The sequence below is a fragment of the Pedococcus cremeus genome, from assembly GCF_900111375.1.
GTDB lineage: Bacteria > Actinomycetota > Actinomycetes > Actinomycetales > Dermatophilaceae > Pedococcus_A > Pedococcus_A cremeus.
In genome coordinates this window covers 399,915-419,658 of sequence record NZ_FOHB01000003.1, presented here as the reverse complement: position 1 = coordinate 419,658, position 19,744 = coordinate 399,915, and the positions used below count along the sequence as shown (strand labels likewise).

The window sequence follows — 19,744 nt, the reverse complement described above, 5'->3', positions numbered from 1 at the left end:
GGGCGCGGGCGCGTGAGTGGCCGGGGGATCAGCGGCCGCCGGTGAGGTTGCGGTGGCGCTGCTCGACGCCCGGCGTGCCGTAGGGGTAGTCGTCGACTCGCGGGGCGCTCACCTCGGTCAGGCGGGTCAGGGCGTCGTCGCCGAGGTCGAGGTCGGCCGCACCCAGGTTGTCGACCAGCTGCTCCACCGACCGGGCGCCCAGGATCACCGACGTCACGGCGGGCTGGGCGGCGAGCCAGGCGAGGGCCACCTGCGAGGCGGTCGCACCGGCCGAGTCGGCGACCTCGCGCACCGCGTCGACGACCTGCCAGGTGCGCTCGTCGGCGTTACGGGCCTCCCACGCCTCCATCCCGCGCTGCGGGTTCTCCCCGAGGCGGGAGGCGCCCTGGGGTGCGACGTCCCGCTGGTACTTGCCGGTGAGCCACCCGCCGCCGAGGGGCGACCACGGCAGCAGGCCGATGCCCGCGTCGAGCGCGGCCGGCACCACCTCGTGCTCGATGTCGCGCACCAGCAGGTTGTACTGCGGCTGCAGGGTCACTGGTGCCGCCCAGCCGTGCGCCCGAGCCACGTGCACGGCCTTGGTCAGCTGCCAGCCGAGGTAGTTGGAGAAGCCGTAGTAGCCGATCTTGCCGGCCGCCACCGCGTCGTCGAGGAAGCGCAGGGTCTCCTCGAGCGGGGTCACGGCGTCCCAGGCGTGCATCTGGTAGAGGTCGATGTGCTCGACGCCCAGGCGGCGCAGCGAGTCGTCGAGGGCGGTGCGCAGGTGGCGGCGCGACAGCCCGAGGTCGTTGGGGCCGTCGCCCATCGGGAAGCGCCCCTTGGTGGCGAGCACGACCTGCTTCGCCTCGGTCGGGTGCTTGGCCAGCCAGCGGCCGATGATCTCCTCCGAGACGCCGGTGCTGTAGACGTCGGCGGTGTCGACGAGGGTGCCGCCGTGCTCGACGAAGGCGTCCATGAGGTCGAACGAGGTGGCCTCGTCGGCCTCTGCGCCGAAGGTCATCGTGCCCAGGGCCTGGGTCGAGACGACGGCTCCGCTGCAGCCGAGGGTGCGGTAGCGCATGGGTCCTCCAAGGGTCCGACGAGCTGGTTCAGGGGTAGTTCGGACGGGTCGTCCGCGGGGTCGTCCGCGGGCCGACCTGACCACCGTAACGGCGTCCCGGCGGAGTTGCTTTTCGGCGACGATCACGGGGCGTGCTGTCCGTGGTGGGCCCGCTACGAGTAGGTTTGCCTGCCATGACGGAGCCTCTCGTCGTCCTCAAGGGCGTCAACAAGCACTTCGGCGACCTGCACGTGCTGAAGGACATCGACCTCACCATCGGCAAGGGTGAGGTCGTCGTGGTGATCGGTCCCTCGGGGTCTGGCAAGTCGACCCTGTGCCGCACCATCAACCGCCTCGAGACCTTCGAGAGCGGCAGCATCGAGATCGACGGCAAGCCGCTGCCCGAGGAGGGCAAGGCCCTCGCGGCCCTGCGCGCCGACGTGGGCATGGTGTTCCAGTCGTTCAACCTCTTCGCCCACAAGACCATCCTCGAGAACGTGACGCTCGGCCCGATCAAGGCCCGCGGGGTCAAGAAGGCCGACGCCGAGAAGCGGGCCATGGAGCTGCTCGAGCGCGTGGGAGTCGCCCACCAGGCGCAGAAGTACCCCGCCCAGCTCTCCGGCGGCCAGCAGCAGCGCGTCGCCATCGCCCGCAGCCTCGCCATGGACCCCAAGGTGATGCTCTTCGACGAGCCCACCTCGGCCCTCGACCCCGAGATGATCAACGAGGTGCTCGACGTCATGACCTCGCTGGCCAAGTCGGGCATGACCATGGTCGTCGTCACCCACGAGATGGGCTTCGCCCGCCGGGCGGCCAACCGCGTCGTCTTCATGGCCGACGGCCAGATCGTCGAGGAGGCCGCGCCCGAGACCTTCTTCACCAACCCGACCTCGGATCGCGCCAAGGACTTCCTCGGCAAGATCCTGACGCACTGACGGCCGGACAGGTCGTCCGTCTTGTATGACCGGGCCCGCAGACCGCGGTCCCGGCCAACCCAACAGGAGGAAACACCATGACACTTCGTCGTTTCGGGGCCGCGGCGGCTGTTGCCGTCGTCGCGCTCGGCCTCGCGGCCTGCGGCGACAGCGGAGGGGGCTCTGGCTCTGGTGGCGGCAACTTCAAGATCGGCATCAAGTTCGACCAGCCGGGTCTGGGCCTGAAGGAGGGCTCGGACTACAAGGGCCTCGACGTCGACGTGGCGAAGTACATCGCCAAGGAGCTCGGCCACAAGGAGGGCGACATCCAGTGGGTGCAGTCCCCCAGCGCCCAGCGTGAGACGCTCATCGAGACCGGCCAGGTCAACATGGTCGTCGCCACCTACTCCATCACCGACGCCCGCAAGGAGAAGGTCTCCTTCGCCGGTCCGTACTTCATCGCCGGCCAGGACCTGCTGGTGCGCGCCGACGACAACAGCATCACCGGTCCCGACTCGCTGACCGGGAAGAAGCTGTGCTCGGTCAAGGGCTCGACCTCGGCTCAAAAGGTCAAGGACAAGTACCCCGGCGTCCAGCTCCAGGAGTTCGGCACCTACTCCGAGTGCGTGGCGGCGCTGGTCTCCAAGGGCGTCGACGCCCTGACCACCGACAACACGATCCTCGCCGGCTACGCCGCGCAGCCGCAGTACAAGGGCAAGCTCAAGGTCGTCGGCAAGACCTTCTCGGAGGAGCGCTACGGCGTCGGCATCAAGAAGGGCGACAAGGCCCTCTGCGAGAAGATCAACACCGCCATCAAGAAGATGGTCGACGACGGCTCGTGGCAGAAGGCCGTCGACGCCAACCTGGGCCCGGCCGGGTTCAAGGTCGACTCGGCGGTCAACCCGCCGAAGCAGGACGCCTGCTCCTGACCCGAGCAGCAGACGCACGGTATGCCGCCCCGCTGAGCCAGCGGGGCGGCATACCGTCCGCACCGTTCCCCACCCACAGAAGGGCTTTCCATGGGTGACTTGAGTTTCGCCGCCGTCCTGAGCGCGTTCTGGCTGACCATCCAGCTGGCGCTGTTCTCCGCCGTCGGGGCGCTGGTCCTCGGGACGATCATCGCCGTCATGCGCGTCTCCCCCGTGCGCGTCCTGCAGATGCTCGGCACGTGGTACGTCAACACGTTCCGCAACACGCCGCTGACGCTGCTCATGGTGTTCGGCATCCTCGGCGCCACGTACACCCTCGGGATCAACCTCGCGCCGAGCTCGATCAACGACAACAACTTCCGCTGGGCCGTGGTGATGCTCTCCGTCTACCACGCGGCGTTCGTCTGCGAGGCGCTGCGCAGCGGTGTGAACACCGTGCCGGCCGGCCAGGCCGAGGCGGCCCGCGCGATGGGGCTGACCTTCGGCCAGACGATGAGCCAGGTGATCCTGCCCCAGGCGTTCCGGGGGGCCATCGCGCCGCTCGGCTCCACGCTGATCGCGCTGATCAAGAACACCACCGTCGCCGCCGTCATCGGCAACCAGGAGGCCGCCGGGCTGATGAGCGAGACGGTCGAGAACCAGGGCAGCTCCATCGGCATCTTCCTGATCTTCGCCCTCGGATTCGTGATCCTGACCCTGCCCCTGGGCCTGCTGTTCACCAGCATGTCGCGACGACTGGTGGTGAAGCGATGAGCACCTCCGTCCTGTTCGACGCCCCGGGGCCCAGGGCCCGGCGTCGGCACGCCCTGCTGGCCCTGCTGGGCCTCGTGATCGCGGTCGGGGTGCTCTTCCTGGTGCTGCGCAAGATGTCCGCCGCGGGCCAGCTCCAGAAGGACCTGTGGACGCCCTTCTTCACTGCTGAGGCGTGGACGCAGTACCTGCTGCCCGGCATCTGGGGCACCTTCAAGGCCGCCCTGATCTCGATGGTGCTCGCCGGCATCTTCGGCATCGTCTTCGGCATGGGGCGCCTGTCGCACGTCACTGCGGTCCGCTGGGTCTCCGGCGTCGTGGTGGAGTTCTTCCGGGCCGTCCCGGTGCTGATCATGATGATCTTCTTCTTCGGGGTCTACGCGCAGAACAACGTGTTCAACAGCGAGCTCAACCCGCTGGCCGCGGTCGTCACCGGCCTCACGCTCTACAACGGGTCCGTCGTGGCCGAGCTGGTCCGCTCCGGCGTCTACTCGCTCCCGCGCGGCCAGTCGGAGGCGGGCGTGTCGATCGGCCTGACACCGAGCCAGGTGCTCCGCAGCATCGAGCTCCCGCAGGCCCTCACCGCGATGCTCCCGGCCCTCATCGGCCAGATGGTCGTCGTCCTGAAGGACTCGGCTCTGGGGTACGCCATCACCTACCTCGAGCTGCTCACCTGGTCGAAGACGCTCGGTTCGGCCTACGCCAACACCGTGCCGGCGTACATCGTGGCGGCTGTCCTGTTCATCACCATGAACTACCTGATGACCGTGCTGGCCCGGCAGGCGGAGCAGCGGCTCAGCCGGCGCGGCCGCACGACCCTCCCCGGTGTCGCGACGGCACCCACCGGCGGTGACGTCGAGCCGGTCCCGACGGGCGGCATCGGCGGCTGGAGCGGCTGACGGTTCTGCGCCCACCGGTGAGCGAGAAGGCCCGGATCCCTGTGCGGGATCCGGGCCTTTCGTCGTGGCTCCCCCGGTTGGACTCGAACCAACAACCTGCCGGTTAACAGCCGGCTGCTCTGCCAATTGAGCTACAGGGGAATGGTCATCAGGTGCGACCGTTTCCGGCCCGCCGCGATGGCGCTGCGCAACCATAGCAAAGGTTGTGCCCGCGTCAGAAAACGGGCTGGTCCCCCCGTGTCGACGCGCTGGCAGACCGCCCTCGGGGGTCACGCGAAGGGCCGATTCCCCCGTGTCGACGGCGCGTCGCCACCCGGGTCGGCCCCGAAGGGAGTCCCCTCAGGCCAGGCCGACCTGCTCCTTGAGGTCGACCAGCGCTGTCCCGGTCGCCTCCTCGACGCCGGGGTCGCCGGGGCGCACGCCGCGGCCGAGCACCACCTGCTCGACGAGCTCACCGGAGGCGAGGTCCTGGCGGATCACGACCCGGGCACTGCGCCGCTCCCCCAGGTCGACCTTCTGCGCGATGACCACCGAGGCCTGCACCCGCTCCCGCAGCGTCTCCGGCAGCAGGGTGGCCTCCTTGAGCACCCACTGGGCCGGCCGCTGCCGGTCGACCCAGGTGACGGTGAGGAGGAAGGCGTCGTGCGACCACGACCCGGCGTCGACGAGGTGCCACGGGCGGTCGAGCACGACCTCGCCGGCCGGGCTCACGGCATACAGGCGGTGGTTGCTCGCGACCACCACCGCGCCGGTGGTGTCGTCACGGGCCCAGGTGAGCAGGCGCTCGCCGCGGCCGAGCGAGAGCGCGTCGCGGGCCTCCTTCGGCACCTTGTCGGCGCGTTCCCGCCGCAGCGACCACGCCATCAGGAGACCCGCTCGCGCAGACCGGCCAGCTCGCGCTGGAGGGTCTGCAGCTCGCCGCTCAGCGCGCGCGACTGCGCGGGGTCGCTGTGCGGGTCGGCGGCCATCCGCCGCATGGCCGACATGGCGTCGGCGATCCTGCGGGTCAGGGAGATCTCCTGGACGCGGACGAGCAGGGCCGTGGTGTAGCGGCGCTCGGGCAGGCCGGTCGCCTTGTCGAACCGGGTGGGCAGCGGCGCCACGGCGAGCTCGGAGACCAGCGGGCGGACCGCCAGCGGCGCGGCCTCGGTCACCTTGGCGGCCCAGGTGGCCTCGGACAGCCCCGGCTGGATCCCGCCGGCGGCGCGGATGCCGTCGAAGACGGCTCGGTGGGCCGGCGCCCCGAACGAGTCGGGCTCGATCGCGTCGACGTCCTGCGGCTGGAAGCACCCGGGGAACTGGAGCAGGCACTGCAGCAGCTGGCGCTCGGCGAAGATGACCGGGTCACGAAGGTCGGGGGTGGGCATGAAGGCCCGCGCCTCCTCGACCGACGGCTCGGGCACTGCCTCGGTGTCGACGCGGTGCTGCTGCGCGGCGGACTCGGCCTTGGCGTCACGCGCGGCCATCCGGCCGGCGCGGGCGACCTCGGCCTGCATCTGCTCGACCTCGACGCCGATCCAGCCGGCCACCGTGCGGGTGTACTCCGGGCGCATGGAGGTGTCGCGGATGTTGGCCACGATCGGGGCGGCCGCGCGCATGCCCTGCACGCGTCCCTCCGCGTTGGCCAGGTCGAACCGCCTCAGGGTCGTGCGCACCGCGAACTCGAACATCGGCATGGCGTCGTCGACGAGGTTGCGCACCGCGGCGTCGCCCTTGGCCAGGCGCAGGTCGCACGGGTCCATGCCGTCGGCTGCGACGGCGACGAACGACTGCGACGCCCACCGCTGGTCCTCGGCGAAGGCGCGCATGGCCGCCTTCTGGCCGGCAGCGTCGCCGTCGAAGGTGAAGACCACCCGCGCCGGGGCGAGGTCCGCCTCGTCGCGCATGATCCGCCGCAGCACCTTGATGTGGTCGACCCCGAACGCGGTGCCACAGGTGGCCACCGCGCCCTCGACGCCGGCGAGGTGGCACGCCATGACGTCGGTGTAGCCCTCGACGACCACCGCCTTGCGCTCGGACGCGATGGCCTTCTTGGCGGCGTCGAGGCCGTAGAGCACGGTCGACTTCTTGTAGATCGGCGTCTCGGAGGTGTTGAGGTACTTCGCGGCGATCCGGTCGTCGTCGAACAGCCGCCGCGCACCGAAGCCGACCGTGTCGCCGGTGATGTCGCGGATCGGCCAGACGAGCCGCCCGCGGAAGCGGTCGTAGAGGCCGCGGCTGCCCCGCCCGGAGAGCCCACTGAGGGTCAACTCCTCCTCGGTGAACCCCTTGGAGCGCAGGTGGCGCGTCAGCTCCTCGCCGCCCCGCGGCGCGAACCCGACCCCGAAACGCTGCGCGGCACCGCTGTCGAAGCCCCGGGCGCGCAGGAAGTCGCGACCGGCGCGGGCCTCGGGCAGGTTGAGCAGGGCGTGCGCGTAGAACTCCTGCGCCACCCGGTGCGCCTCGATGAGGCGCGAGCGGCGCCCGAGGGACTCTCCGTCGCGGGGCCGGCCGCCGTCCTCGTAGGTCAGCTCCATGCCGAGCTTCTGCGCGAGCCGTTCGACCGCCTCGGCGAAGGTCAGGTGCTCCACCTTCTGGACGAAGGAGATGACGTCGCCACCCTCGCCGCAGCCGAAGCAGTGCCAGGCGCCCACCACCGGGCGGATGTTGAAGGACGGCGTCTTCTCGTCGTGGAACGGGCACAGCCCCTTCATCGACCCCGGGCCGGCCGGGCGCAGGGTGACGTGCTCGCGCACCACGTCCTCGATCGACGAGCGCTCTTTCACGAGCGCGATGTCGTCGGCCTTGATCCGACCCGCCACGTGTCCTCCTTGTCGGGCTCGAGTCTAGGTGGTGACGTCCGACAGCCGCGCGAGGCTCCACCCGAGCCGGTATGCCGCGTGGCGGCAGCCGCCCGTTGGGACGGCCCGGTGCGGTCGTCCACAGGGCAGCGTGCGGGGTCACACCGCCCACTGGCCGTGGTCTTCGGCTTGTGGTTTCGTTCTGTGTATGCCGTGAACTCGGCTGTGCTGCAACGCTTTCCGTTGACTGGCGCCAGAGTTGGGCTGTCGGTGGTCACCCCTACGGTGGTGGTCATGGAGGGGAACCCGGCACAGGGGCTGAGCCTGGCGGAGCACCGCGAGCGGCTCGCGGCTGCCCGCTCGTCGCTGGCTGTGCTCGGGTCCGTCCTGTGGCAGACCCCGTCCGGCGGCGGCCCGGAGGGCCTGTCCGGTCTCATGAGGGAGGTCGACGCGCTCGGCATGGCGTGTGACGCCGGCCGGGTGGCGGTGCTGCGGGAGGCGATGAACCGCGGCGAGGACTCCGGCGGGTCGGCGGCGATGACGACCGCCCAGTGGGTCCGCTGCCATGCCCCGTCGACCATCGCCGGTGGCGCGGCGGCGATCGTGTCGGTGGCCACCGCGTTCGGCAAGCGCGTCAACGCACCCGTCAGGGAAGCGGTCGAGTCCGGCCGCCTGCCGGTGCGGTCCGCGGCGGTGGTGGTGTCCGAGGCCGACAAGCTGCGCCCCCTCCTGGCGGACGGCGCCGAGCCCCACGTGCTCGAGGGGCTGATCGGGATGGCCGAGCAGCACGGCCCGTCCGGGTGCCGGCTGCTGCGCGACGGGCTGATCGCCAAGTACGGGCGCCAGGACGTGCTCCAGGACCAGCAGAACATGGGCAAGTCCTTCATCCGGCTCTCCCAGCCGACCGACACCGGCGCCAGCACCTTCGAGTACCGGCTCACCCTCGACGTCGAAGGCAAGGCGGCCCTCGAAGCGGCCCTTGGGCCGCTGTCCGCGCCGAAGCCGGTCGACGGGGAACGCGACCTCCGGTCCAGCGACCGACGCCGTGGTGATGCCCTCATCTCCCTGGTGCGTCGGGCGGTGGCGGCCGGTGACGAGGTCGGCAAGACCAACAAGACCACCCTGCTGCTGACCATGAGCTACGAGGACTTGCGTGACCGGCTCGGGGCGGCCACGACCCTGGGCGGCCTGGACGCGGGCACCCACCTGGCCCCCGAGACGGTGCGGCGGCTGTGCTGCGACGGCTCGGTCATCCCGATCGTCCTCGGCTCCGACGGCGAGGTCATGGACTGGGGCGTCGAGAAACGCTTCTTCACCGACGCCCAGACCAAGCGCCTCTGGCTGCGCGACGGCGGCTGCACGTACCCCGGGTGCGGGGCACCCCCGCAGTGGACCGACGCGCACCACCTCGTGCACTGGGCAGACCTCGGGCCGTCGGACTTGGACAACGGGGCGCTGCTCTGCGAGCGGCACCACACCATCGTCCACACCCGCCGCCTGGCCGGCCGGGTCGTGAAGGGACCCTTCGGGGAACGAGTCGAGTGGGACCTCACCCGCGGCTCCTACGACGACCTTCTCGCCCGCCGGGCGGCCAGCAACACCGCAACCGAGCCAGCGTGACCCCGCCCCACACCCCGCCGACCACCGGCGGGGCCTGCGGCATGTCGTCTGGGCGCCGGCCTGGGCAGTGTCGAACCATGGCGCTGAAAATTCTCGGGACTCCACGGCATCGCGTCCTACGATCGGGGCCGTGGCACACGTGGACCCGCCCGCACCGACCGCCCCGGCCTCGACACCGGTGACCCCGGTGCAGATGCTCCTCCTGGCCGTCGTCTTCGTCGCCGAGGTGCTCGGCCTGGTCGCCGTCGCCTGGTGGTCGGTCAGTCTGGGCGGTGTGCTGGGGGTTGTCGTGGCCGTCGTGGCGGTGTCCGTCATGGCAGCGCTGTGGGGGCGTTTCGCCGCCCCGAGAGCCGCGAGCCGCCTCCAGGGAACGCCCTTGGCCGCCTTCATGCTGGCGTGGTTCGCGGTGGGGGGCGTCTGCCTGGCGGCCGTCGGCCACCCCTGGTGGGGCGTGGCCCTCGTCGGGGGGTTCGCCGCGACCAAGCTCGTCCTCAGGGCCACCGGCTACCGGGGTGCTGCTCCCCCGGCCTCAGCACCAACGCCGGTGCAGGGAGAGGGCCCGCACGTCGGTCAGTGAGGCCACCTGGTCGACGATCACCCGCAGGGCCGCGGCCTCGGAGTCCACGGCCTTCCAGTCGGCGAGCAGGTCGAGGTCGAGCCGCTCGGCCGGCGCCTCCCGGTAGGCCGCCACGACGTCCCTGACCACGGCTCGCTGGCCGGACATCACCTCGACGCGCTCCTCGGCGTACATGACGAAGTGCGCCGCGACGGCCTTGAGCACCGCCACCTCGGCGCGGGTCTCGTCGGGCACGACGAGGTCCGCGGCATACCGCGTGAGGTCCCCGTCACCGTGACGCTCCCGGGTGGCCACCTCGACGGCGAGCACGAACCGTCCGATGAGCCGCGACGTCATGTCCTTGAGCGCAGCCAGGTCGCGCCGCGAGCCGTCGTAGGACGTGGGCACGGCGCCGGTGGCGAGCACCCGCTCGAGCGCCGCACCGAGCGCGTCGACGCCGAGGTCGGCGGCATACAGGCCCCCTGCCATCGCCAGCACCTGCTCGACGTCGGAGAAGTCGCGCAGCCTGCGGAGGTCGAGCCGACCGGAGGCCACGGCGTCCTCGACGTCGTGCACCGAGTACGCGACGTCGTCGGACCAGTCCATGACCTCGGCCTCCAGGCACCGCCGACCGGTCGGGACTCCGTCGCGAAACCACTCGAAGACCTCCAGGTCCTCCGCGTAGACCCCGAACTTCCGTGTGCCGTCGGGGCCCTCGCCGCGCTGCCAGGGGTACTTGGTGGCGGCGTCCAGACTGGCGCGGGTCAGGTTCAGCCCTGCGGGGCGCCCGTCGGGGTGCACCCGCTTGGCCTCGAGCCGGGTCAACAGCCGCAGCGTCTGGGCGTTGCCCTCGAATCCCCCTATGGCAGAGGCGATCTCGTCGAGTACCTGTTCGCCGTTGTGACCGAAGGGCGGGTGGCCGAGGTCGTGCGCCAGGCAGGCGGTGTCGACCACGTCACCGCTGCAGCCGAGCGCGGCGCCGAACTCCCGGCCGATCTGCGCCACCTCGAGGGAGTGGGTGAGCCGGTTGCGCACGAAGTCGTCGTCGCCGGGCTGCACGACCTGGGTCTTGGACGACAGGCGGCGCAGGCTCGCCGAGTGCACCAGCCGAGCCCGGTCACGCGCGAAGTCGTCGCGGTCGGCGCGCTTGTGCACCGGGTCCTCGCGCACCCAGCGTTCCCGGTCGGTCTCCGTGTAGCCCACGGTGCTGACTCTAGGCGGCAGCAAGGTGAACCCGACCACGTCGCCCCAACCAGGCGGAGGCGAGGACGCCAGGGCTAGGTGGCCTCGCGAGCGGCCTGGGCGGCGCGCTCGACCCACTTCGGCGTGGTGCCGTAGCGCTGGGGCGCGACCAGCCGGCCGTTCGCACTGTCGTCGACCAGCTGGGCCAGCCGCTTCTCGCGGGTCGCCTCCTGCTTCCCGTCGAGGACCCACGACGTGACGACCCTCCGGTACGACGGCGTCGCGGCGTCCCAGAACGCGGCGGCGGCCGGGTGGGCGCGCAGACGCTGCTCGTAGTCGTCCGGCAGGGTGACCTCGCCGCGCTCGAACGAGTAGATGCCGGAACGCTCCTCGCTCCGCCGCTCGAAGGCGGCGAGGCCGGCCGGGCGCATCCGCCCCTCGGCGGTCAGCCGTTCGACGTGGGCGATGTTCACCCGGCTCCACACGCTGCCCGGCTTGCGCGGGGTCCAGCGCTGGCGCACGGTGTCGTCGTCGATCCGCTGTGACACCGAGTCGATCCACCCGAAGCAGAGGGCTTCGTCGAGCGCCTCCCCGTAGGTCAGGCCGAGGTGCGCGACGTGCTTCTTGTAGAGGCCGACCCAGACCCCGCTGTGTGTCTCGTGGTTCTCCTCCAGCCAGGCTCGGAACTCCTCCGGGCCGTCGAAGAACAGGGCGGGACGCTCCGCCGATCCCCCGGGCGTTCCGACCATGGCCCGAGCATGCCAGTCAGACCGGCTGTTCGGGTGGCAGCGGCACGGGCACCGCGCGCGCGGAGCGGGCCGGTGCTGGTTCTCGCGCATCGCGGCGCCCGCGCCAGCCCTGGTAGGCCAGTGCCGCAGCACCGACACCGACCGCCCAGAGGGCGTGCAGCCCGATGAAGACGAGGAGGACGAGCACCGAGGCCAGGGCGACCACGGCGCCCCGCCACGCCCAGCTGTGCCGTGGCAGCAGGCGCACCGCTGCCGCGGTGCCCACGACGTAGACGAGGGTGAAGCACCCGGACGCGAGCAGCATGAGGGGCCCCAGGCCGACGCCCGTCGCCGCCGCCGCGGCCAGCGACACCCCTGACAACACAGAGACCAGGGCCAGGCTGCGACGCGGCACCCCTCCGAGCTCGTGGCCCGATGCGAGGTAAGCCGGCAGGGCACCGTCGCGGGCCAGCGCCGCTCCCAGCCGGGATACGCCCGCCAGGTAGGCGTTCATCGTGCCGAGGGTGAGGAGCACGGCCACCAGCGCCGTGACGGCCCGGATCGGTCCGCCGAACGACACCGCCAACAGGTCCGACAGGGGGGCCGTGCTGGAACCCGCCGCCGGTCCCAGGACCAGCAGGGTGACCGCGGCCAGGGCCACGTAGAGGGTTCCCACCACGGTGACGGCCACAGCCGTCACCCGGGGCACCGCCCTGGCGGGGTCACGGTACTCGCCCGCCAAGGACGCCACCGCCTCCCAGCCCGCGAAGGCCCACACCAGGACTGCCGCCGACCCGGCGACGGCGGTCCAGCCGTGCGGTGCGAAGGGCCGAAGGCTCGCCAGCCTGGCCTCCGGCAGCGCCGCGACCACCGTTGCGGCGAGGAGCACCGCCAAGGTCGCCGTGAGGCAGAGCTGCACCCGTCCCGAGATCCGCAGCCCCCGCGCGTTCGTCGCGGTGACGGTGGCCAGCAGCACGACCGCGACGGTGACGGTCGTTCCACGCCCGCCTCCCACCGCGTCCGCGACGTAGCCGCCGGCCATCATGGCTGCGGGTGGCGCCCCGACAGGCACGGCGAAGAAGAACCACCAGCCGACGACGGCCCCGGCGCGGTGTCCGAAGGCTGCGCGCACGTACGTCGAGACCCCGCCGCCGTCCGGGAAGCGGGCGCCCAGCGCCCCGAACGTCCCGGCCAGGGGCACGGACAGCGCGACGAGTCCCACCCACGCGAGGATCGAGGCGGGTCCGGCGATCTGCGCGGCCACCGCGGGCAGCGTGATCACCCCGGTGCCGAGCACCGCCCCGGTCGTCAGCGCCGCCCCCTGGGGGACGGTGAGGCCCGCGGAGCGGTGGGCCGTGCGCGTCGAACGGGAGTGCATGTCAGCCAGCGTGGCGACGTAGTGGCCCATCGGTAAGAGCCGATTCAACCCTTTTGGATTGGACCACTCTAGGCTGGTCACGTGGACCTCCACGTGAGCCTCGACGACCGGGGAGACCGCTCCGCGCGGATCTACGCGGCCATCCGAGCCGCCGCGCTCGACGGCCGCCTGGCACCCGGGGAGCGCCTCCCTCCCTCGCGTGTGCTCGCCGAGCGACTCCTCGTGTCGAGGGGGACGGTCACCTCCGCCTACGAGCGACTCGTCTCCGAAGGCTTCCTCGAGAGCCGCCGCGGCTCCGGCACCTTCGTCAGCCACGCCGTGGCGGCGGGGGCACCGGGAGCGCGGGCCGCCCGCGGGGGCACGGTCAGGCCCCGGGCGCTCTGGCGGCCGGAGGGCCTGGAGGCCCCGGACCACGTCGCAAGCTCCGCGCCTCCCGCCGGGCCGGTGGGCGGCTCCAGCGACCGCCCGGCATACGACCTGTCCGTGGGGGTGCCGGACCCGGCCCTGTTCCCCCTCGCCACCTGGCGCCGCCTGGTGTCGGCCGAGCTCCGGCCCGAGGGCCTCCGCACCGCCACGTATGACGGGCCAGGCCACCGACGGCTGGAGGAGATCGTGGCCCGCCACGTCGGCATGTCGCGCTCGGTCCTGGCCTCCGGCACCGACGTCCTGCTCACGACGGGAGCGCAGCAGGCCCTCGACCTGGTCGCCCGCGTCCTGGTCGAGCCGGGTGACGTCGTGGCGGTGGAGGACCCGGGCTACACGGCCGCACACCGCTTGTTCGCGTCGCACGGGGCCCGCGTGAGCGGCGTCCCCGTCGACGACGAGGGCCTCGTGGTCGAGGCGCTCCCCGCGGGGGCTCGCCTGGTCTACGTCACCCCGTCGCACCAGTTCCCCACCGGCGTCGTGATGTCGCTCGGGCGGCGAACAGCGTTGTTGGAGTGGGCTGCCCGCAACGACGCGGTCATCGTCGAGGACGACTACGACAGCGAGTTCCGGTTCGACGAACGACCGCTCGAGCCCTTGCAGAGCCTCGACCCCGACGGACGAGTGGTCTACATCGGCACGTTCTCCAAGACGCTGCTGCCGCTCCTGCGGGTTGGCTACGCGATCGCCCCCACCTCACTGCAGCCCGCCCTGCGTGAGGCGAAGCGGGTGACCGACTGGGCGGGCGACGCGGTCACCCAAGGTGCGCTGGCACGGCTGATGGCCGAGGGCCTGCTGGGGCCGCACCTGCGACGGGCCGCACGGGTCTACGGCGAGCGGCGGCAGGTCCTGCTCCAGGCGCTGACGACACGGCTGGCAGACGACCTGGAGCTCATCCCCTCCGTCGCCGGCCTGCACGTCTGCGCACGGTTCAGGAGCCCCGACGTCGACGACGTCGCCGTGGTCCAGGAGGCCGCTCGCGAGGGAGTGCTGGTGGAGGCACTCTCGCCACGGTTCCTCACCCAACCACCGCTTCCCGGCCTCGTCATGGGCTTCGGAACGACCACGGCTGAACGGATTCCGGAGGCGGTGAACCGCCTCGCGCAGGCCGTCGGCTCAGTTTGCGGTTCCCACGGACCCGTCGCAGGGTGAGGACATGAGTCATCTGAGTGGAAAGACCATCGCCTTTCTCGTCGCCTCCGAGGGCATCGAGCGTGTCGAGCTGACCGACCCCTGGAAGGCGGTCAGCGACGCAGGTGCCACCCCGGTGCTGCTCAGCCCGAAGGAGGGCGAGGTGCAGACCTTCAACCACCTCGACAAGGCGGAGAAGCGCCCGGTCGACAAGACCGTCTCCAGCGCATCCGTCGACGACTACGACGCCCTCGTGCTGCCCGGCGGCGTGGCGAACCCCGACGCCCTGCGCATGGACCAGGACGCCGTCGCGTTCGTCCGTGACTTCGTGCAGTCGGGCAAGGTCGTCGCCGCCATCTGCCACGCCCCGTGGACCCTCGTCGAGGCCGACGTGGTGCGCGGGAAGCAGCTGACCTCCTGGCCAAGCCTGCAGACCGACATCCGCAACGCCGGCGGCGAGTGGGTCGACAAGGAGGTCGTCGTCGACGGCAACCTGATCACCAGCCGCAACCCCGACGACCTGCCGGCCTTCAACAGCCAGCTCCTCGAGGCCGTCGCGCACGGAGTCGCCGCGCAGTAGCCCCCAAGGCGCACTCGTGGGCGGGTTCCCCCGCGATGCGTCCACCAGAGCAGCTGCTGCTCGGCCATCCCACCGGTGGCCGGGCAGCAGCGTTCTGTCAGGGCGAGTGACGCAGGTCAGCCGCCCGAGACCGACAGCTCCGCCTGCGCCACGGCCTCCCGTGCAGCCTCGTTGAGCTCCTGCGACTCGAGCCACCCCTCGGGCAGCGCCACCTTCCGCGGCGACCCGGCGCGACCGCGCTGCCCCTCGGCCGCATCGCCCGGCCACGGTGCGTCGGCGTCCATGGTGGCGATGAGCGCGTCGAGGGCCTCCAGCGAGTCGACCAGGGCCAGCCGGTTGCGCACCGTCGACCCGGCCGGGAAGCCCTTGAGGTACCACGCGATGTGCTTGCGGATGTCGCGGCAGGCCTTGAACTCGTCGCCGTAGAAGTCCACGAGGTACTCGGTGTGCCGGCGCAGCGTCGCCGTCACCTCACCCAGCGTGGGCTCCACCCGCGCCGAGGTCCCGGCGAAGGCGGCCGCGAGGTCGGTGAACAGCCACGGCCGGCCCAGGCAGCCACGGCCGACCACGACGCCGTCGCAGCCGGTCTCCTCCACCATCCGCACGGCGTCCTCGGCCGACCAGATGTCGCCGTTGCCGAGCACCGGGATGCTGCGCACCGTCTCCTTGAGCCGGGCGATCGCGGTCCAGTCGGCCTGCCCGGAGTAGGCCTGCGAGGCGGTGCGGCCGTGCAGGGCGACGGCCGCGACTCCGGCACGCTCGGCGATCAGGCCGGCCTCGAGGTAGGTCAGGTGGTCGTCATCGATGCCCTTGCGCATCTTGACGGTGACGGGGATGCCACGCGGCGAGGCCTCGCGGACCGCGGCCGTCACGATCGACTCGAACAGGTCGCGCTTCCACGGCAGCGCCGCTCCCCCGCCCTTGCGGGTCACCTTGGGCACCGGGCAGCCGAAGTTGAGGTCGATGTGGTCGGCCCGGTCCTCGGTGACGAGCATCCGGACGGCCGCGGCCACGGTCGCCGGGTCGACACCGTAGAGCTGGATCGAGCGCGGGTCCTCCTCCGGGTCGTGCTCGATGAGCCGCATCGACTCCGGGGTCCGCTCCACCAGCGCCCGTGAGGTGATCATCTCGCTGACATAGAGCGACGTCGCACCGCTCGCTCCACCGCGCTCGAGCCCCTCCTGGCCGTACTCGCGGCACAGCTTCCGGAACGCCCGGTTGGTGATCCCGGCCATCGGGGCGAGCACCACGGGCGACTCGACGGTGTGGGGCCCGATCTGCAACGGCGGCAGCACGGGGGTGGCGGAGGGGACCGCTGCCGGCGTCGGCTCGCGCGGTGCGGTGGTGGCGGCGGGTGTGACGGTGGGGGTGGCGGTGCTGGTCATGGCGCCCGCATTGTCTCAGGTGGTGGCACTGTGCCCCGAATCCGCGCCGCCGCCGACCTCGAGGGCGAAGTCCCGCAGCAGCGTAGCGACGACCCGTGGGTGGCTCAGCGGCAGCAGGTGGGTCGCCCGCGGCACGACCACGACCCGCGCGTCACGGCACTGCGCCGCGAACCGCCGCGCATGCACCCGTAGCTGGTCCCACTGGCCGCTCACGAGCAGCACCGGGCAGGTGACGTCGCGCAGCAGCCGGGGGTCACCGTCGGCCATCACCGCCGCCCACGCGTCGGCGGTGGCGGCATACGACTCGCCGTCGTCGAGCACCGCCCGCGCGGTCTCGACGTCGGTGAGCCGGACCATCGCCCGGTTCGACAGGCGCGCCAGCCGCTGCGCACCGAGGCGCGGGATGAGGGAGGCAAAGGCCCGGTATGCCGCGGCGCCGGGTCCGCGGGGCACCGCGGACGCCCCGATGAGCACCAGGCCGGCGAGCCGCGTGGGGTGCCGCGCGGCATACGCCATGGCCATGTAGCCGCCGAGCGAGTGCCCCACGAGCACCACGGGGTCGGACGGGTCTCCACCGTCCACGGCCTCGGCGATGACCGCGACGGCCGCGTCGGTCGTGAACCGCTCCTCCAGCCGCGCCCCGTGCCCGGGCAGGTCGGGCGTGACGACGTCGAAGCCGGCGAGCACCTCCAGGTAGGCGGGCAGTCGCCACGCGGCACCGCTCACCCGGGTGCCGTGCACGAGCACCAGGCGGGTCGTCATGGCCCGACGCTACGCGGCCACCTGGCGCTGCGGTTGGATGTCACCATGAGCGCCCTCATCAGCCCCGAGGACCTGCGTGGCCGGCTCGGGGACGTCGTCGTCATCGACGTGCAGTACCAGCTCGGGGCGATCGGGAAGGGGCGCGACGACTACGATCAGGCGCACCTTCCCGGCGCCCACTACGTCGACCTCGACGCCGAGCTGGCCGGGCCACCCGGACCTCGCGGACGCCACCCGATGCCGACCGCGCACTCGGTGCAGGCGGCGCTGCGCCGCTGCGGCGTCGACGCCGACAGCCGCGTGGTGGTCTACGACGGCGGGGCGTGCAGCGCCGCGGCCCGCGCCTGGTGGGTGTTCCGGTACTTCGGGCTGCGGTCCGTCCGGGTGGTCGACGGCGGTCTGGCCGCCTGGACCGCGTCAGGTGGTCCGGTGACCACCGAGGTGCCGGAACCGGGCGACGGCAGCTTCGAGGCCAGGGCCGGCGGCCTGCCCCTGCTCGACGCCGACGGTGCGGCGAGGGTCGCCCGGCTCGGGGTGCTGCTCGACGCCCGTTCCACCGAGCGCTGGGCCGGCGAGACCGAACCCATCGACGCCGTGGCCGGGCACATCCCCGGTGCGGTGTCGGCGCCCACGGTCGAGAACATGGGGCCGGACGGCCACTTCCGGCCGCACCACGAGCTGCGCGAGCGGTTCAGGGCCCTCGGGGTCGAGCCCGGCGTTGCCGTGGGCACCTACTGCGGCTCGGGAGTGACCGCGGCCCACCAGGCGCTGGCCCTGCACGAGGTCGGCGTGGAGGCCCCGGTCTACGTCGGCTCCTGGAGCGAGTGGATCAGGGACCCGCGCCGCCCGGTGGCCACCGGCCGCACGCCGTGATGGAACGGCCGGAGAGCCCCAGCCCTCCGGAGCGGGTCGGCACCGCCTAGAGCCAGCCGCTCTCCTCTGCGATGCGCACGGCGTCGGCACGGTTGCGCGCCAACGTCTTTCCGATCGCCGACGACAGGTGGTTGCGCACCGTGCCCTCCGACAGCACGACCTCCTTGGCGATGTCGGCGACCGAGCCACCCCGTCGCGCCGCTCGCAGCACCTCCGTCTCGCGTGGCGTCAGGGGTGACTCGCCACCCGCGAGCGAGTCGGCGGCGAGGTCGGGGTCGACGACCCGCAGCCCGGCGTGGATGCGACGCACCATCTCGGCCAGCTGCCGGGCCGGGGTGTCCTTGACGACGAAGCCGCTGGCACCTGCCTCCAGCGCCCGGCGCAGGTATCCCGGTCGCCCGAACGTCGTGACGATCATGACCTTCACGCCCGGCGCCGCCCGGCGAAGGGCTGCGGTGGCGGCGATGCCGTCGAGCCCGGGCATCTCGACGTCGAGCAGCGCGACATCCGGTGTGTGCCGGAGCGCGGCATCGACGACCTCGTCGCCGCGGCCCACCTCGGCCACCACCTCCATGTCGGCCTCGAGGTCGAGCAGGCTGGCCAGCGCCCCACGCACGAGCGCCTGGTCGTCGGCCAGCAGCAGGCGGATCGTCATGGGCGCACCTCGCCCGGCTCCGCGCCGGTTGCGCTGACCTGGAGCGAGAACCCTCGCGGGCCTGCGGCACCCGCCACCACCCGGGCGCCGACCGCTGCGGCACGTTCGCGGATCCCGCGCAGCCCGTTGCCACCCGACACGGTGTCGGTGCCCGGGCCGACGCCGTTGTCGCGCACTGTGACCGACAGGGGCGCGACAGTGACGCTGCACTCCGTGGCCCGGCTGTGCCGCACGACGTTGGTGACGCCCTCGCGGACCACCCAGGCGAACAGCTCGCGCAGGTGCGACGGCGGCGCCTCCGCCGAGCTCGACACGCTGGCCGTGATCCCGGCCGTCTGCAACGCGGCCCGGGCCCGGGCCAACTCGCCGGGCAGCGTGATCTCGCGGTAGCCCACCACGGTGCGCCGCACGTCGGCCAGCGCATCACGTGCTAGCCGTTCGAGCTCGGCCACCTCGGCCCGGGCGCGGGCCGGGTCCACCTCGATGAGGCGCCCCGCCAGCTCTGCCTTCACCGTGATCACCGTGAGCGAGTGACCGAGGATGTCGTGCAGGTCGCGGGCGAACCGCACCCGCTCGGTCTCCACGGCCAGCTCGGCCTCCGCCTCGTGGGTGCGGACCAGCTCGAGGTTGCGCTGCATCATCAGGATGACGCCCCACATGATGAAACCGGCTCCGAGCACCGAGTAGCCGATGCCGTCGAGGTGCTGCCAGCCGGTCGTCAGGCGGGCCAGCCCCTCGACGACCGCCGCGAGGGCGATCACCCAGAGCGGGCCCCAACGGCGGAACACGACGACCCCGGTGACCGCGAGGTAGGGGGCGGTCGACAGCGCGTCCGCCCCCAGCAGCAGCACGGCGCAGACGGACAGGGCCACCAGGACGACCAGCATGGTCGCGCCGAACCGCTGGGAGCCGGGCGTCCGCGCGCGGAAGAACCGCCGCATGACCGTGATCGCCAGCAGGTAGGCCACCGAGAAGGCGACCAGGACGGCGATGCCGAGCCAGTCCCGCACCGTGCCCCGCCGCGCCGCGCTGACGACCACCGGCACGAGGAAGACCAGCCACACGCCGGCGAAGAACAGGCCCCAGTAGCGGGTGCGGTCGCCCCGCAGGAACCGGGGCACGGCCACCGACGAGTTCACAACCGCCACGCTACAAGCCCG

At 72.2% G+C, this 19,744-nt stretch carries 19 protein-coding genes and 1 tRNA gene; 9 read left to right on the top strand and 11 right to left on the bottom strand.

Going from position 1 to position 19,744, the window contains the following annotated elements:
- Window positions 1-28: 28 nt before the first annotated feature.
- On the bottom strand, window positions 29-1,060 hold the full coding sequence (locus BMW78_RS08025) for an aldo/keto reductase (protein WP_091758074.1): 1,032 nt from the start codon (window positions 1,058-1,060) through the stop codon (window positions 29-31).
- Between the two features lie 173 nt (window positions 1,061-1,233).
- Here BMW78_RS08025 and BMW78_RS08020 point away from each other — a divergent pair, with 173 nt between their 5' ends.
- The 4 genes from BMW78_RS08020 to BMW78_RS08005 all read left to right on the top strand — a co-directional run bounded on the left by BMW78_RS08020 (window position 1,234) and on the right by BMW78_RS08005 (window position 4,531).
- Window positions 1,234-1,974, top strand: a complete 741-nt coding sequence (locus BMW78_RS08020) for an amino acid ABC transporter ATP-binding protein (protein WP_091758072.1) — start codon at window positions 1,234-1,236, stop codon at window positions 1,972-1,974.
- A 77-nt stretch (window positions 1,975-2,051) separates the two neighbouring features.
- A complete protein-coding gene (locus tag BMW78_RS08015) occupies window positions 2,052-2,882 on the top strand; it encodes a glutamate ABC transporter substrate-binding protein (protein ID WP_091758070.1) in 831 nt (276 codons plus the stop codon).
- Between the two features lie 90 nt (window positions 2,883-2,972).
- Complete coding sequence (locus BMW78_RS08010) at window positions 2,973-3,635, top strand: amino acid ABC transporter permease (protein ID WP_091758068.1); 663 nt, start codon at window positions 2,973-2,975, stop codon at window positions 3,633-3,635.
- Entirely contained in the window at window positions 3,632-4,531 is a 900-nt protein-coding gene (locus tag BMW78_RS08005) for an amino acid ABC transporter permease (protein ID WP_091758066.1), read from the top strand. Before BMW78_RS08010 ends, BMW78_RS08005 begins: the two co-directional genes overlap by 4 nt.
- Window positions 4,532-4,596: 65 nt before the next feature.
- On the opposite strand, the gene BMW78_RS08000 is transcribed toward BMW78_RS08005, so the two are convergent.
- The 3 genes from BMW78_RS08000 to dnaG all read right to left on the bottom strand — a co-directional run bounded on the left by BMW78_RS08000 (window position 4,597) and on the right by dnaG (window position 7,332).
- Window positions 4,597-4,672 (bottom strand) — tRNA-Asn (locus BMW78_RS08000).
- Window positions 4,673-4,870: 198 nt separating this feature from the next.
- Window positions 4,871-5,395, bottom strand: coding sequence for a hypothetical protein (locus tag BMW78_RS07995; protein ID WP_091758064.1), 525 nt, complete (start codon window positions 5,393-5,395; stop codon window positions 4,871-4,873).
- Window positions 5,395-7,332 (bottom strand): DNA primase, encoded by a 1,938-nt coding sequence (gene dnaG / locus BMW78_RS07990; protein ID WP_091758062.1) that lies wholly within the window; start codon window positions 7,330-7,332, stop codon window positions 5,395-5,397. The genes BMW78_RS07995 and dnaG overlap by 1 nt, the downstream gene beginning before the upstream one ends.
- 273 nt (window positions 7,333-7,605) lie before the next feature.
- Between dnaG and BMW78_RS07985 the strand changes: the two genes are divergently transcribed.
- Window positions 7,606-8,931, top strand: coding sequence for an HNH endonuclease signature motif containing protein (locus tag BMW78_RS07985; protein ID WP_091758060.1), 1,326 nt, complete (start codon window positions 7,606-7,608; stop codon window positions 8,929-8,931).
- A 130-nt stretch (window positions 8,932-9,061) separates the two neighbouring features.
- On the top strand, window positions 9,062-9,508 hold the full coding sequence (locus BMW78_RS07980; RefSeq protein WP_091758059.1) for a DUF2568 domain-containing protein: 447 nt from the start codon (window positions 9,062-9,064) through the stop codon (window positions 9,506-9,508).
- Here the strand turns inward: BMW78_RS07980 and BMW78_RS07975 are convergent.
- The 3 genes from BMW78_RS07975 to BMW78_RS07965 form a co-directional block, all read right to left on the bottom strand.
- Window positions 9,461-10,690, bottom strand: coding sequence for a deoxyguanosinetriphosphate triphosphohydrolase (locus BMW78_RS07975; protein ID WP_091758057.1), 1,230 nt, complete (start codon window positions 10,688-10,690; stop codon window positions 9,461-9,463). The genes BMW78_RS07980 and BMW78_RS07975 overlap by 48 nt on opposite strands.
- A gap of 74 nt (window positions 10,691-10,764) precedes the next feature.
- A complete protein-coding gene (locus BMW78_RS07970) occupies window positions 10,765-11,418 on the bottom strand; it encodes a YdeI/OmpD-associated family protein (RefSeq protein WP_091758055.1) in 654 nt (217 codons plus the stop codon).
- 16 nt (window positions 11,419-11,434) lie between these two features.
- Complete coding sequence (locus BMW78_RS07965) at window positions 11,435-12,805, bottom strand: APC family permease (protein ID WP_245735730.1); 1,371 nt, start codon at window positions 12,803-12,805, stop codon at window positions 11,435-11,437.
- A gap of 51 nt (window positions 12,806-12,856) precedes the next feature.
- Between BMW78_RS07965 and pdxR the strand changes: the two genes are divergently transcribed.
- Window positions 12,857-14,350 (top strand): MocR-like pyridoxine biosynthesis transcription factor PdxR, encoded by a 1,494-nt coding sequence (gene pdxR / locus BMW78_RS07960; protein WP_091758053.1) that lies wholly within the window; start codon window positions 12,857-12,859, stop codon window positions 14,348-14,350.
- Window positions 14,351-14,354: 4 nt separating this feature from the next.
- Window positions 14,355-14,909, top strand: a complete 555-nt coding sequence (locus BMW78_RS07955; protein ID WP_091758051.1) for a type 1 glutamine amidotransferase domain-containing protein — start codon at window positions 14,355-14,357, stop codon at window positions 14,907-14,909.
- Between the two features lie 116 nt (window positions 14,910-15,025).
- Here the strand turns inward: BMW78_RS07955 and dusB are convergent, their stop codons facing one another.
- Window positions 15,026-16,294: a tRNA dihydrouridine synthase DusB gene (dusB, locus tag BMW78_RS07950; RefSeq protein ID WP_091758049.1), complete on the bottom strand. Its 1,269-nt coding sequence runs from the start codon at window positions 16,292-16,294 to the stop codon at window positions 15,026-15,028.
- A gap of 15 nt (window positions 16,295-16,309) precedes the next feature.
- A complete protein-coding gene (locus tag BMW78_RS07945) occupies window positions 16,310-17,056 on the bottom strand; it encodes an alpha/beta fold hydrolase (RefSeq protein ID WP_091758047.1) in 747 nt (248 codons plus the stop codon).
- Window positions 17,057-17,101: 45 nt separating this feature from the next.
- Here BMW78_RS07945 and BMW78_RS07940 point away from each other — a divergent pair, with 45 nt between their 5' ends.
- On the top strand, window positions 17,102-17,929 hold the full coding sequence (locus tag BMW78_RS07940; protein WP_091758045.1) for a sulfurtransferase: 828 nt from the start codon (window positions 17,102-17,104) through the stop codon (window positions 17,927-17,929).
- A 46-nt stretch (window positions 17,930-17,975) separates the two neighbouring features.
- Here the strand turns inward: BMW78_RS07940 and BMW78_RS07935 are convergent, their stop codons facing one another.
- Entirely contained in the window at window positions 17,976-18,584 is a 609-nt protein-coding gene (locus BMW78_RS07935) for a response regulator transcription factor (protein WP_091758043.1), read from the bottom strand.
- Window positions 18,581-19,723: a sensor histidine kinase gene (locus BMW78_RS07930; RefSeq protein WP_245735729.1), complete on the bottom strand. Its 1,143-nt coding sequence runs from the start codon at window positions 19,721-19,723 to the stop codon at window positions 18,581-18,583. Before BMW78_RS07930 ends, BMW78_RS07935 begins: the two co-directional genes overlap by 4 nt.
- Between the last annotated feature and the right edge of the window lie 21 nt (window positions 19,724-19,744).